This is a genomic window from Pseudohaemophilus parahaemolyticus, assembly GCF_938021905.1.
GTDB classification, from domain to species: Bacteria; Pseudomonadota; Gammaproteobacteria; order Enterobacterales; family Pasteurellaceae; genus Haemophilus_A; species Haemophilus_A parahaemolyticus_B.
Genome location: NZ_CALIFA010000036.1, coordinates 1 through 13,131, shown reverse-complemented (window position 1 = coordinate 13,131; position 13,131 = coordinate 1). Strand labels below are relative to the sequence as shown.

Here is a 13,131-nt window from a genome sequence, read left to right as displayed (position 1 = left end):
GGGCTAAAGCCCTCCCTACATTCAATGCAACCATATTCCGCCCCACAAACCGTACTACAAAACGTATTCGGTTATCAGCAATTTCGTCAAGGTCAGCAAGAGGTGATTGAATCCACGCTTGCGGGCAAGGACACGCTTGTTATTATGACCACTGGCGGTGGAAAATCATTATGCTATCAAGTGCCAGCCCTCTGTTTAGAAGGGATTACCCTTGTGATTTCGCCGCTGATTTCATTGATGAAAGATCAAGTTGATCAGCTTCTTACAAACGGCATTGAAGCCGCTTATCTCAACTCAACCCAAACGCTTGAAGAACAGCGAGCCGTTGAGCAAAAAGCCTTAAATGGGCAGCTTAAATTGCTCTATCTTTCGCCCGAAAAAGTGATGACCCAAGGTTTCTATCACTTTATTTCTCATTGCAAAATCAGCTTTATTGCGGTTGACGAAGCCCACTGTGTTTCACAATGGGGGCACGATTTCCGTCCTGAATACACTCTTTTGGGCAATTTGCGAAATACTTTCCCAAATCGACCGCTTATGGCACTCACCGCCACGGCAGACCCAACCACACGTGCGGATATTTTGCACCATCTTCGCTTAAACGACCCGCACACTTATTTGGGTAGTTTTGACCGTCCGAACATTCGCTACACCGTGCAAGAAAAATTCAAGCCAATGGAACAGTTAGCAAAATTTATCGCCGGGCAAAAAGGCAAGAGTGGGATTGTCTATTGTAACAGCCGCAAAAAAGTGGAAGAGATTACGGAAAAATTGAGTGCGAGAAACATTTCTGTAATGTGCTATCACGCAGGAATGAGCGTTCAACAACGTGAAACCGTACAAAATGCCTTTCAGCGCGATAACATTCAAGTGGTGGTTGCAACGGTTGCTTTTGGTATGGGGATCAACAAATCTAACGTGCGTTTTGTGGTACATTTTGACCTGCCAAGAAGTATCGAATCTTACTATCAAGAAACGGGGCGTGCTGGACGTGATGACTTGCCTTCGCAAGCGATAATGTTTTACGACCCAGCCGATTATGCGTGGCTGCAAAAAATGCTGTTGGAAGAACCAGAAAGCGAACAACGCGATATTAAACAACACAAATTACAAGCCATTGGTGCATTTGCTGAATCACAAACCTGCCGCCGCTTGGTTTTACTCAACTATTTTGGCGAATCCCGCCAAGAACCGTGTAAAAACTGCGATATTTGCCTCGATCCCCCTCGTAAATACGATGGACTGATTGATGCACAAAAAGTGATGTCGGTAATTTATCGTACAGGGCAAACTTTCGGAATGCACCACGTTATCGCCGTACTGAGAGGGTTAAATAATCAAAAAATTCGCCAATACGGACACGACCAACTCAGTGTTTATGGGATCGGAAAAGAGCAAAGCCAAGATTATTGGGTAAGCGTGATTCGCCAGTTGATTCATTTAGGCTTAATTAAACAAAACATTGTGAATAATTCAGCCTTGCAACTTACCGAAGAGGCACGTCCTGTATTACGTTCAGAAGTGAAGTTGGAGCTGGCTACGCCACGCTTAACTTTCTCGGCTTCTGCATACAGTCAAAAACAGGCAAGCCCCCGCTACGACAAAGATTTATTTGCTCGCTTGCGTTTCTTACGCAAACAGATTGCCGATAAAGAAAACATACCGCCTTACGTGGTGTTCAACGATGCCACCCTCGAAGAAATGGCACAGTTCACACCAACCACAAAAGCGGAAATGTTAGATATTAACGGTGTGGGCGAACGAAAATTAGAACGTTTTGGAGATGCTTTTATGAACTTAATTCAGTCACATTTAGCTGCTAGGCGGTAGAGCCTAAGCATATAGAAGGTCTATATGCTTTTATTTTAAATATCGCGATGAATAATAAAATCCGCCAACTCTTTTAATGCTGTAGTATCAAAATTTAGCTCACTTAAGGCATCAATCGCGATTCGATAAAGTCCTTCGGCTTTTTGCTGTGCACCTTCTAACCCTAATAGTTTTGGATAGGTGCTTTTATTGTGCTGTTCATCCGCCCCTGCGGTTTTGCCGATTTTATCTGTTTCACCAATGATGTCTAAAATATCGTCTTGCACTTGGAAAGCTAAGCCAATCGCTTGGGCATAGCGTTGAAGCTTCATTTCAATACGTTTATCTTCTGCATAATCAGAAAGGTTAAAACCCATTAACACAGATGCTTCAATTAACGCCCCTGTTTTATTACGATGAATAAATTCTAATTCTTCTAATGAAACTGCTTTGTTTTCCGCAAGCAAATCTAAATTTTGCCCCAAGCACATTCCTTTTGCACCAGAGGCTTTTGCAAGCGATTGAATTTGGCGAATTTTTTGCAAAGGGGGGAGATGTTCATCGTCTGCAATCAGTTCAAAGGCAAAACTTTGCAATGCATCGCCCGCTAAAATTGCGGTGGCTTCATCAAAGGCAATATGGCAAGTTGGTTTACCGCGCCTTAACATATCATCATCCATGGCGGGTAAATCATCGTGCACCAATGAATAAGCGTGGATAGACTCCATTGCCCCTGCAGAAGCATCGATTTTTGCTAAGTGTACGCCTAACATTCTCCCAGTCGCATACATCAAAAACGGACGAACTCGCTTTCCGCCAAGTAAGACAGCGTAAGCCATCGCATCGGCGAGCGGTGATTGCATAGTTTTGAGCGTTTCAAGCTGAGTAGAAAGATAGTGGTTAATGCGTTGCTGGATTTCAGCAAGATCGGTTGAGAGAGAGTAAGTCATATTAGTAATCGGTGAGTTCAGCTTCAGGTGTTTTGTTAAGAAGAATTTGAATGCGTTGTTCTGCTTTTTGCAAGTATTCTTGTCCTTGTTGCACCAGTTTAACCGCAGTTTCAAATTCATTTAAAGCATCTTCAAGCGATAAGTCGCCTGATTCTAAATGCGTTACAATGCTTTCTAACTCTTGTAATGTTGTTTCAAAATTGGGTGTTGGTTTCTTAGCCATTTATCTTTCTCTCGTTAATAAAGTGTGAACAAAGTTTACCGTTCTATGTCTGTTTTTGCAAACAGCTTTTATTTTCGCATGCTACTATTATTTAACAAATGAATGGCGTAGAATGCGATGGATTTTCATTTCATATTAAGGAATTGCTATGAAGCAATCAACTCAAAGGAAAGAACGTTCGGTTCTATTCCCCATTCTCTTTTTTACCTTTATCAATTTAATTTTACTTTCAATCTCTCGATTATCCCTAGGCTTATGGCAAGCAGAAAGGGTAAATGCGGTAGATGGCTGGTTGCAACTAATGTTGCAAGGCTTTCGAATTGATATATCAGCCCTTTGCTGGCTATTTGGTTTACCTGCTTTATTTAGCGTACTATTGCTCAGTAACAATGTAATTGGCAAAATTTGGCAAGCAATTTTACGCATTTGGCTTACTGTAGGTTCCGTATTCATTCTGTTTATGGAAGTGGCAACGCCTAACTTTATCGAAACCTTTGACTTGCGTCCGAACCGCTTGTTTATTGAATATCTGACTTATCCAAAAGAAGTATTTACGATGCTTATTCACGGACATTTAACCACGGTGATTATTAGCCTTATGGTGATGGCATTGGCAATTTTTGCTTATTGGAAATTGGCAGGTTGGGCGGTGAAAAAGGTTTCTGCCCGTAGTTTACAAATGAGTTGGAAAATTCGACCGCTTGTTGCCGTGCTTGTAGCAACATTGGTGTTTGTCGGTGGACGTTCAAGTTTTGCTCACCGTGGGATTAACCCTGCAATGGTCGCATTTTCAAGCGATCCGCTCGTAAACTCTCTTGTATTAAACTCTGGCTACTCTGTACTTTATGCGGTGCAACAGCTGAAAGATGAAGAAAAATCAGCAGAACAATATGGCAAAATGTCGGATGAAGAGATGTTCGAACGTGTGAAAAAATTGCGTGGTCGTCCAGATTCAGATTACATTTCAAGCGAAATTCCGACACTGACTTACAACCAAGCAAGTTACACGGGTAAACCGAAAAATATCGTAATTTTGCTTCAAGAGAGCCTTGGTGCACAATTTGTCGGCACGCTTGGCGGCAAACCATTAACTCCAAACTTAGATAAATTAGCCGAAGAGGGATGGTTGTTTGAAAACCTATATGCAACGGGTACGCGTTCTGTACGTGGCATTGAAGCAACAACCACCGGTTTCTTGCCAACACCAGCTCGTGCGGTCGTGAAACTCACGAAAAGTCAAAATAACTTCTTTAGCATTGCAGAATTGTTACGTCGTCAAGGTTACGATACCTCGTTCATTTATGGAGGCGAAAAACATTTCGACAACATGGCAAGCTTTTTTTACGGCAATGGTTTCACTCGTATCATTGATGAAAATGATTACGCTAATCCCAAATTTAAAGCGACTTGGGGCGTAAGCGATGAAGACTTATTCGACAAAGCAAACGAAACTTTTACCCAGTTACACAATGAAGGCAAACCGTTCTTTAGCCTCGTGTTTAGCTCAAGTAACCACGATCCGTTTGAGTTCCCAGATGGAAAAATTAAACTGCATGAACAGCCAAAACAGACACGTAATAATGCAGCGAAATATGCTGATTATGCGATAGGGCATTTCTTCGAATTAGCGAAAAAATCGAACTATTGGGATGATACGATTTTCTTAATTATTGCCGACCACGACTCGCGCGCAACAGGCGATGATTTAGTGCCGATTCGTCATTTCCATATTCCTGCGTTATTGCTCGGTAATCATATCGAGCCAAAACGTGATAGCCGTTTAGTCAGCCAACTTGATATGCCTACAACTCTGCTGTCTGTAGCGGGAATTAGCAGCGAAAACCCAATGATGGGCTATGACTTAACCCAAAATGTTGAGCCAAATCGTGCAATTATGCAATATGATGCGACACAAGCTGTCCTGAAAGCGAATAATGATGTGATTGTAATGCGTCCAAATACGCCGATTGAGAGCTTTACATACGATAAAGACAACGAAAAACTGATTCCGAAAGCCGTTGATGAGGAGGAGAAAAAAGATGCATTAGCTCAAGCCTTGCTGCCAAGCTATTTGTATAAACATCAGTTATATCGTTTACCAAAAGAAGAGAAAAAAGAGGCAGGTAAATAGAAAAAAGGTGGGGCTGTTACCAGCACCCCTCGGCACACAGAAATTTCAACCCAGGCTGCTTTCTTCCGAACCTGACCAAGTAAGCTGAACACCGTTGCGAGGAACCAATAACACCCCCATTGGATTATGCTCTTGCGAACATAAGAGCCTGTTATTATAGTGATTAAAAAAATAAAGGCAAGTAGATAAATCGATCTGACCCGAAAAAGTGAGACTTATTTAGTTCTATATGCCGAAAAGCTAGCGATATTTAGTTATAAAAAATCTGCATCTTAATCAGCTGGTTGTTTGGTCCAACTCTTAAGATGCAGCTTATCACAAAACGGGCCTTTTGCTTATCAGGGATTATTCAACTTTTAAAATACGGCAAGTATTGGTACCGCCTTCTTTTAACTCATCACCGTGAGTTAATAACACTAAATCGCCTGATAATAAGTAGCCTTGCTCTTTTAATAATGCTAATGCTTTTTTTGCACCATCAATGGTACGGCTCTCTTCATCGTAGAATACAGGTGTTACACCACGATATAATGCTGCACGATTTAATGCACGCGGATTACGCGATAATGCAAAAATTGGCAAACCTGAGCTGATGCGACTCATTAATTTAGCCGTTTCACCTGAATGAGTTAATGCGATAATTGCAGAAACGCCTTCTAAGTGGTTTGCAGTGTACATTGCAGACATTGCCGCTGCCTCATCAACGTGCGTGAATGTGCCTTCCATACGGTGACGAGAAATGTTGATGCTTGGCATTGTTTCTGCACCTAAACACACCTCAGCCATTGATTTCACCGTTTCAACTGGATAATCACCGTTTGCCGTTTCGCCTGAAAGCATTACTGCATCAGTACCATCTAATACTGCGTTCGCAACGTCCATTACCTCTGCACGGGTTGGCATTGGTTTTTTGATCATGGACTCCATCATTTGGGTTGCTGTAATCACTACACGGTTCAATTTACGTGAACGACGGATTAAACGTTTTTGAACACCCACTAATGCTGCATCACCAATCTCAACGCCTAAATCACCACGAGCCACCATAATTACGTCTGCACCTAAGATGATATCATCCATTGCTTCTTCCGTCGCAACGGTTTCAGCACGTTCTACTTTCGCCACGATTTTCGCATCTAAACCTGCCTCATGTGCTAATTGACGTGCGTAGTTTAAGTCTGCACTTGATTGTGGGAATGATACCGCTAAGTAATCAACACCGATTTTCGCGGCTAATTTGATGTCGTTCTTATCTTTTTCAGTTAATGCTGGAGCAGATAAGCCGCCACCTAATTTGTTGATCCCTTTATTGTTTGATAATGGACCGCCCACAGTTACTTCAGTATGAACTTTCACGCCATCTACTTCTAATACTTTTAATTGAACGTTACCATCGTCTAATAAAAGAATATCGCCTGGCACTACATCGTTTGGTAAGTTTTTATAGTCTAAGCCTACCGCATCTTGGTGGCCTTCACCACGTGGTAAATCTGCATCTAGAGTAAATTTATCGCCGATGTTTAAGAAGATTTTGCCATCTTTAAACGTAGAAACTCGGATTTTAGGACCTTGTAAGTCACCTAAAATTGCCACGGTTTTACCTAATTTAGCCGCAATTTCACGCACTTTATTTGCACGCTCAATGTGATCTTCCGGAACACCATGAGAAAAGTTCATACGAACCATATTTGCACCTGCTGCAATAATTTTTTCTAAAGTATTGCCACGGTCTGTTGCAGGACCTAATGTGGTAACAATTTTAGTTCTTCTTAATTTTCGAGACATTGATTACTCCAATATTGAAAGTTAGATTTTAAAAAATTTTCTTGATACAGTAATAGCTGTACAAAACGTGGGGTATTATACGACTAAAATATAATTCTTGAAATAAAAAATAGGAAACAGCTTATGAACATCTGGATTATGCGTCATGGTGAGGCAGATTTTAATGCTCTAATAGATAGCGAAAGAACTTTAACAGAAAAGGGAAAAAATGCAGCATTTTTGCAGGGCAAATGGCTAGGTGAACAGTGTATAAAAAGAAATATTCAACTCGATAAAATATTGGTTAGCCCTTATTTTCGAGCTAAGCAAACGCTTACAGCTCTGACACAAGGAATGCAAGCGGTTGGCTTTTCACAAAATTTTGCAAATATTATTGAGGAGTGGGATGAGATTACACCAAATGGTTCGCCTGATATGATCCAAGATTATCTTGCCTTTTTAAATGAAGAGGGGGCAAATCAGGTGCTTATTGTTTCACATTTACCTCTTGTATTTGATTTAGTCCAAACATTCACACAATATCAACAAAGCGTACATTTTTACCCTGCTGTGATAGCTGAAATCAATTGGAATGGGCTGAAAGGCGTGCTTTTACAAGAGAAAATTGCTTAAACAAAAAAATCAAGCAGATTTTTTCACCTTTTTTATTAAATTGTTTAAAAATCACTCTTCTCAAACGTGTGAAAAATGCGTATGATACGCTCCCTTAATTGCTGATGTTGAATAACAATTAAGCAAAATTGTAAAAAGATGCAGTATGGAATTGCATCTTTTTTCGTTGATATTTTAAGAAGAGTTCGGAGAAATAATGCGAATTGGACAATATGAATTTAAAAACCGTATTTTCCTCGCACCAATGGCAGGGGTCACTGACCAACCATTTCGCCGTTTATGTAGCCAGCTTGGTGCTGGGCTTACCTTCTCTGAAATGATGTCAACTAACCCTGATGTACGGCATACCGAAAAGTCTAAACTGCGTTTAGCTCATCATCAAGAAATTGGGATTAATGCTGTACAAATTGCAGGAGCTGATCCTATTGAAATAGCAGAAGCAGCAAAGGTAAACGTGAGCTATGGTGCTGAAATTATTGATATCAATATGGGATGCCCCGCTAAAAAGGTAAACAAAAAAATGGCAGGCTCTGCCCTTTTGCGTAAGCCAGGTTTAGTGGCTGATATTTTAAATGCTGTGGTGAATGCCGTCGATGTGCCTGTTACCTTAAAAATTCGAACAGGCTGGGATCTTGAGAATCGAAATTGCGTAGAAATTGCCCAAATTGCAGAGCAAGCGGGTATTCAAGCTTTAACGCTTCATGGACGTACCCGAAGTTGTTTATTCAACGGAGAAGCAGAATATGAAAGCATTAAAGCGGTCAAAAATGCAGTTTCCATTCCAATTATTGCCAATGGGGATATTACTTCTGCTGAGAAAGCGAAATTTGTGCTTGATTACACGGGTGCAGATGCTGTAATGATTGGCAGAGGAGCTTATGGTCGCCCTTGGATATTCAAGGAAGTGAATGATTTTTTAGAGAATGGTTATTATGCTATATTACCAACGGAAGAAAAATGTCGCTTTATGTTGCGACATATCCAAGATCTTCATCAGTTCTATGGTGAAGAAAAAGGATATCGAATTGCTCGGAAACATGTCGGTTGGTATATAGAAAATTTAGCACCAAACTCAACTTTTAAGCGTGCTTTTAATGCATTAGAGAGTACGAAAGCACAACTCAATGCATTAGAAGGTTTTGTAGAAGATCTCTTAGATTAAGTGGATAAAGGAAATGATTGAACAACCAGTAAACAACCCATTAACGGTTACGATGCTAAATGCACAAGCTCAACAAGTAGTAAAACCACTACGTGATAACGTAAAAGCAGCATTAAAGAATTATTTAGCACAATTAAACAATGAAGATCCAACAGAATTATACGAATTAGTATTATCTGAAGTTGAGCATCCAATGCTTGATATGGTGATGCAATATACTCGCGGTAATCAAACTCGTGCTGCAACTATGCTTGGCATTAACCGTGGTACATTACGCAAAAAATTAAAAAAATACGGTATGGGTTAATTCCTAACTACACTTAAATAAAAACCTCATATTTTAAAAGATATGAGGTTTTTTTAGGTATGTAGGAAAAAATAGTTGGGTTTTGGCATTTTAAAGATGGAATTACTTATCCTTCAACAGGCTCAGGAATCGTAAATTCAGCTTTATGAAGCTGCTACATAATACCGCAATTTTACTTATTAGATTTTAGTCAAAAGCACTACTGCTTCACACGCAATCCCTTCGCCTCGTCCTGTAAAACCTAGCTTTTCAGTTGTTGTCGCTTTGACATTCACTTGCATTACATCGCATTGTAAATCATCAGCAATGGTTTGACGCATTTGGTCGATATAAGGTCGCATTTTGGGGGCTTGTGCAATAATGGTCACATCTACATTCCCTACTTTATAACCTTGCTCTCGTACACGGCGATAGGTTTCAATCAATAATTTACGGCTGTCGGCATTTTTATATTGCATATCGGTATCAGGGAAAAGTTTGCCAATATCGCCCAATGCAACTGCACCTAATAATGCATCGGTTAAGGCGTGTAACGCCACATCGCCATCGCTGTGTGCAATAAAACCTGTGTGATAAGGCACTGCTACGCCACAAATCATCAATGGACGATCTTGCCCAAAAGCGTGTACATCAAAACCGTGTCCAATTCGAATCATTTTGTAATCCTCTTAAATCTGTCTTAATCGTTTCTCGTTAAATAAAATTCTGCCAAAGCTAAATCCTCAGGGCGGGTAATTTTGATATTGTCAGCTCTGCCAGCCACTAATTGTGGATGAAAACCTAAAAACTCCATTGCAGAAGCTTCATCAGTAATCATCGCATTTGCAGAAAACGCCGCCGATAATGCTTTGTTCAACATTTGTGAGGGAAAAAATTGCGGGGTTAATGCGTGCCATAAGGTTGAACGATCTTCAGTATGTGAAATCGTTTTGGCATCTTGGGTACGCTTTATCGTATCAATAGCAGGTGTAGCAAGGATGCCACCTTGTTCATCTTCAATTTGCAAAAGTTTGTCTAAATCTGACCGCTTTAAACAAGGGCGTGCGGCATCGTGTACCAATGCCCATGCGTTTTCTGGCACTTTTTGCAATGCATTGAATACTGAATCTGCACGGGTTTCACCACCGAAAACCACCTCGACTTTTGGATCTTGTAATAAGAGTATCTCAGGATAGTACTGATCTTCTTTTGAAACAGCAACCACAACTTTTTCAACCTGTGGATGAGCTAAGAAAATAGAAAGCGTGTGCTCTAAAATTGTTTTTCCAAGCAATTTTAGGTATTGTTTTGGCATATTGGCTTTCATTCGGCTACCTACGCCTGATGCAGGAATAATTGCAAAAATTTGTCTGCTCATTTTACTTCCCATTTTTAGGAATAATACGGTAAAACACTTCGTCTGATTTCACCATTTCGTGTTCCGTGCGGGCACGCTCTTCTAAGGCGTTCACACCGTGTTTTAAATCATAAATTTCCGCTTCAATTAATCCATTACGTATTGCCAAACGTTCATTTTCTTTTTTGACAGCTTCTAGACTTGCTGAGGCATCTCGATAATCATTCCACCCATTCTCACCAAACCAGAAATTATATTGAAAGAAAATCAGCAGAAATGCTAAAAAACCAACTAATACACGCATCTTTTTCTTGTTCCTTATTTAAAAAGCGGTAGAATTTTACCGTCTTTTTACAAAAAATGGAAAAGTTTGTTATTGCCAGAAAAGTCATTCATGTAAACGGAGCAAAAACTTCAAATCTTCTTCAATTTTTTTTCACTTTTTTCAAAAATGTGAAGTAGTTGGCATTTTTTTTAATCAGAACGGGGTAGAATTGCCCTAATTCTTAAATACACACATTGGAGTGAGGTGATTTATGTTAAATCGTATCGAACAAGAACTTGCAGAACTCGGCATTACTAACGTCAAAGAAATTGTGCATAACCCAAGTTACGAGCAACTCTTTGAAGAAGAGATGAACCCAAATTTAGAAGGCTATGAGAAAGGTCGCCTGACGAATTTAGGTGCTGTTGCAGTAGATACAGGGATTTTTACAGGTCGTTCACCGAAAGATAAATATATCATCTACGATGAAACTACCAAAGATCATATTTGGTGGACAACCGATGAAGTAAAAAATGATAACAAACCAATGAACCAAACCACGTGGCAAAGTTTGAAAGAATTAGTCACTCACGAGCTTTCAAACAGACGCTTATTCGTGATTGATGGTTTCTGTGGTGCAAGCCCTCGCCATCACATTGCCGTTCGTATTATTACTGAAGTAGCGTGGCAAGCCCACTTTGTAAAAAATATGTTCATTCGTCCAACAGAAGAACAGCTCAAAGACTTCAAGCCAGATTTCGTTGTAATGAATGGTTCAAAAATAACCAACCCGAATTGGAAAGAACAAGGTTTAAATTCTGAAAACTTTGTAGCATTTAACTTAACCGAAGCGGTACAACTTATTGGTGGTACTTGGTACGGTGGCGAAATGAAAAAAGGGATGTTCTCAATGATGAATTTCCTCTTACCATTAAAAGATATTGCTGCTATGCACTGCTCTGCAAACGTAGGTAATGATGGTGATGTCGCTGTATTCTTCGGTTTATCTGGTACAGGTAAAACCACGCTTTCAACTGATCCAAAACGTAAACTTATTGGTGACGATGAACACGGTTGGGATGATGAAGGTGTATTCAACTTCGAAGGCGGTTGCTATGCGAAAACTATCAACCTCAGTGAAGAAAATGAACCAGATATTTACCGTGCAATCCGTCGCGATGCGTTATTAGAAAACGTGGTTGTACGTGAAGATGGTTCTATTGATTTTGCTGATAAATCAAAAACAGAAAATACCCGTGTGTCTTATCCAATATATCACATTGATAACATTGTAGAACCTGTATCAAAAGCAGGGCACGCGAAAAAAGTGATTTTCTTAACTGCTGATGCATTTGGTGTGTTACCACCTGTGTCTAAACTTACACCAGAACAGACTAAATACTACTTCTTATCTGGCTTTACCGCAAAATTAGCGGGTACAGAGCGTGGTATTACTGAACCAACTCCAACCTTCTCAGCATGTTTTGGTGCGGCATTCTTAACCCTTCACCCAACTAAATATGCAGAAGTGTTAGTCAAACGTATGGAAGCCGCTGGTGCAGAAGCTTACTTAGTAAACACAGGTTGGAACGGCACAGGTAAACGTATCTCAATTAAAGATACTCGCGGTATCATTGATGCAATTTTAGATGGCTCAATCGAAAAAGCAGAAATGGGCGAATTACCGATCTTCAACTTGGCAATTCCAAAAACTTTACCAGGTGTAGATACCCATATTTTAGACCCTCGTAACACTTACGAAGATAAAGCACAATGGCAAGCAAAAGCAGAAGATCTAGCGGGTCGTTTCGTGAAAAACTTTGTAAAATACACAACCAATGATGAAGGAAAATCATTAGTTACTGCAGGCCCTAAATTATAATCTCTGATAAAATAGCTAGACGTAAAGTCTAGCTTTTTCTTGTTGTAAAAAAGTAGTGGGTAAGAATAACGGTTCTTACCCACTTTGTTTTTATTTATATAATATTTGATTAGACATTACTCAATCGAAAATTTCACTGGCACAGTCACATGATTCGGGAAACCTTCTGGTGGTGGTGATGTTTTCGTGGATTGTGCAGCTTTTACGGCAGCGGCATCTAAGTTGCTATTACCTGATGAGCTAACCACGCTCACGTTTATTAATTGCCCTGCAGGAGAAATAGTAAAACTAAGTGTTACCGTCCCCATTTTTCGCATCATTCGTTCACGTGTTGGATAAGCGTTATTTGCTTGGCGCTGTAAAGCTCGTTGTAAAGCAGATTTGTAGGCATTAATTTCAGTGCCTGAAGCCGCTGAGCCATTACCTACATCACTGCCATTTCCTTTGGCGGCATTGCCATTTTCAACGCCTTTGGCGGAGCCTACATTCCCTTTGCCATTTTGGCTACCATTTACAACACCTTCTTTTGGGGTTTGGCTTTGCGGGATGTTTGGTTGGGCTTTTGCCACGATGCCTTGCTTAACTTCTTTGCCTTTCTCCAATGCTTTAACTGGTTTTTCGACTTTTTTCGGCTTCTCTTTTGGCGGGGCTTTTGGTTTTGGTGGCTCT

At 40.3% G+C, this 13,131-nt stretch carries 13 protein-coding genes and 1 other RNA gene; 6 read left to right on the top strand and 8 right to left on the bottom strand.

Annotated elements, in window-relative coordinates; translation table 11 throughout:
- The first annotated feature begins 24 nt into the window (after window positions 1-24).
- Window positions 25-1,830 carry an ATP-dependent DNA helicase RecQ gene (gene recQ, locus QMF79_RS03595; RefSeq protein ID WP_281772804.1) on the top strand — a complete coding sequence of 602 codons (1,806 nt, stop codon included), beginning with the start codon at window positions 25-27 and terminating at the stop codon, window positions 1,828-1,830.
- 35 nt (window positions 1,831-1,865) lie between these two features.
- On the opposite strand, the gene ispA is transcribed toward recQ, so the two are convergent.
- Both ispA and xseB read right to left on the bottom strand, forming a co-directional pair.
- Window positions 1,866-2,759 (bottom strand): (2E,6E)-farnesyl diphosphate synthase, encoded by an 894-nt coding sequence (gene ispA, locus QMF79_RS03590; RefSeq protein WP_281772803.1) that lies wholly within the window; start codon window positions 2,757-2,759, stop codon window positions 1,866-1,868.
- A gap of 1 nt (window position 2,760) precedes the next feature.
- The gene (gene xseB, locus QMF79_RS03585) at window positions 2,761-2,982 is read right to left on the bottom strand and encodes an exodeoxyribonuclease VII small subunit (protein ID WP_005705698.1); all 222 of its coding nucleotides are present in this window, start codon (window positions 2,980-2,982) and stop codon (window positions 2,761-2,763) included.
- 148 nt (window positions 2,983-3,130) lie between these two features.
- Here xseB and QMF79_RS03580 point away from each other — a divergent pair, with 148 nt between their 5' ends.
- Complete coding sequence (locus QMF79_RS03580; protein WP_281772802.1) at window positions 3,131-5,113, top strand: LTA synthase family protein; 1,983 nt, start codon at window positions 3,131-3,133, stop codon at window positions 5,111-5,113.
- A gap of 13 nt (window positions 5,114-5,126) precedes the next feature.
- On the opposite strand, the gene ffs is transcribed toward QMF79_RS03580, so the two are convergent.
- Both ffs and pyk read right to left on the bottom strand, forming a co-directional pair.
- An RNA gene (ffs, locus tag QMF79_RS03575) (signal recognition particle sRNA small type) lies at window positions 5,127-5,224 on the bottom strand.
- A 234-nt stretch (window positions 5,225-5,458) separates the two neighbouring features.
- Window positions 5,459-6,898 carry a pyruvate kinase gene (gene pyk / locus QMF79_RS03570; RefSeq protein WP_281772801.1) on the bottom strand — a complete coding sequence of 480 codons (1,440 nt, stop codon included), beginning with the start codon at window positions 6,896-6,898 and terminating at the stop codon, window positions 5,459-5,461.
- Between the two features lie 123 nt (window positions 6,899-7,021).
- Between pyk and sixA the strand changes: the two genes are divergently transcribed.
- The 3 genes from sixA to fis all read left to right on the top strand — a co-directional run bounded on the left by sixA (window position 7,022) and on the right by fis (window position 8,979).
- Window positions 7,022-7,510 (top strand): phosphohistidine phosphatase SixA, encoded by a 489-nt coding sequence (gene sixA, locus QMF79_RS03565; protein WP_281772800.1) that lies wholly within the window; start codon window positions 7,022-7,024, stop codon window positions 7,508-7,510.
- A gap of 196 nt (window positions 7,511-7,706) precedes the next feature.
- Window positions 7,707-8,672: a tRNA dihydrouridine synthase DusB gene (gene dusB, locus QMF79_RS03560; protein WP_281772799.1), complete on the top strand. Its 966-nt coding sequence runs from the start codon at window positions 7,707-7,709 to the stop codon at window positions 8,670-8,672.
- A 13-nt stretch (window positions 8,673-8,685) separates the two neighbouring features.
- Window positions 8,686-8,979, top strand: coding sequence for a DNA-binding transcriptional regulator Fis (fis, locus tag QMF79_RS03555; RefSeq protein WP_005705819.1), 294 nt, complete (start codon window positions 8,686-8,688; stop codon window positions 8,977-8,979).
- 179 nt (window positions 8,980-9,158) lie between these two features.
- Here fis and ispF read toward each other — a convergent pair whose 3' ends face one another.
- From ispF to ftsB, 3 genes are read right to left on the bottom strand one after another with little or no spacing between them, the layout of a single operon-like run.
- On the bottom strand, window positions 9,159-9,635 hold the full coding sequence (gene ispF / locus QMF79_RS03550; RefSeq protein WP_281772798.1) for a 2-C-methyl-D-erythritol 2,4-cyclodiphosphate synthase: 477 nt from the start codon (window positions 9,633-9,635) through the stop codon (window positions 9,159-9,161).
- Window positions 9,636-9,658: 23 nt separating this feature from the next.
- Window positions 9,659-10,336, bottom strand: a complete 678-nt coding sequence (ispD, locus tag QMF79_RS03545) for a 2-C-methyl-D-erythritol 4-phosphate cytidylyltransferase (RefSeq protein WP_281772797.1) — start codon at window positions 10,334-10,336, stop codon at window positions 9,659-9,661.
- A 1-nt stretch (window position 10,337) separates the two neighbouring features.
- Window positions 10,338-10,619, bottom strand: coding sequence for a cell division protein FtsB (ftsB, locus tag QMF79_RS03540; protein ID WP_111312263.1), 282 nt, complete (start codon window positions 10,617-10,619; stop codon window positions 10,338-10,340).
- A gap of 232 nt (window positions 10,620-10,851) precedes the next feature.
- Between ftsB and pckA the strand changes: the two genes are divergently transcribed.
- Complete coding sequence (pckA, locus tag QMF79_RS03535; RefSeq protein ID WP_281772796.1) at window positions 10,852-12,462, top strand: phosphoenolpyruvate carboxykinase (ATP); 1,611 nt, start codon at window positions 10,852-10,854, stop codon at window positions 12,460-12,462.
- A gap of 116 nt (window positions 12,463-12,578) precedes the next feature.
- Here the strand turns inward: pckA and QMF79_RS03530 are convergent.
- The coding region (locus tag QMF79_RS03530; RefSeq protein ID WP_281772795.1) for an energy transducer TonB family protein at window positions 12,579-13,131 on the bottom strand (553 nt) is incomplete at its 5' end.

Bases quoted from the DNA above. Each gene is read 5' to 3' on its own strand.
- ftsB (WP_111312263.1), bottom strand. From the start codon at position 10,619: ATGCGTGTATTAGTTGGTTTTTTAGCATTTCTGCTGATTTTCTTTCAA.
- ispF (WP_281772798.1), bottom strand. From the start codon at position 9,635: ATGATTCGAATTGGACACGGTTTTGATGTACACGCTTTTGGGCAAGAT.
- fis (WP_005705819.1), top strand. From the start codon at position 8,686: ATGATTGAACAACCAGTAAACAACCCATTAACGGTTACGATGCTAAAT.
- sixA (WP_281772800.1), top strand. From the start codon at position 7,022: ATGAACATCTGGATTATGCGTCATGGTGAGGCAGATTTTAATGCTCTA.
- QMF79_RS03580 (WP_281772802.1), top strand. From the start codon at position 3,131: ATGAAGCAATCAACTCAAAGGAAAGAACGTTCGGTTCTATTCCCCATT.
- xseB (WP_005705698.1), bottom strand. From the start codon at position 2,982: ATGGCTAAGAAACCAACACCCAATTTTGAAACAACATTACAAGAGTTA.
- ispD (WP_281772797.1), bottom strand. From the start codon at position 10,336: ATGAGCAGACAAATTTTTGCAATTATTCCTGCATCAGGCGTAGGTAGC.
- dusB (WP_281772799.1), top strand. From the start codon at position 7,707: ATGCGAATTGGACAATATGAATTTAAAAACCGTATTTTCCTCGCACCA.
- recQ (WP_281772804.1), top strand. From the start codon at position 25: ATGCAACCATATTCCGCCCCACAAACCGTACTACAAAACGTATTCGGT.
- pckA (WP_281772796.1), top strand. From the start codon at position 10,852: ATGTTAAATCGTATCGAACAAGAACTTGCAGAACTCGGCATTACTAAC.
- pyk (WP_281772801.1), bottom strand. From the start codon at position 6,898: ATGTCTCGAAAATTAAGAAGAACTAAAATTGTTACCACATTAGGTCCT.
- ispA (WP_281772803.1), bottom strand. From the start codon at position 2,759: ATGACTTACTCTCTCTCAACCGATCTTGCTGAAATCCAGCAACGCATT.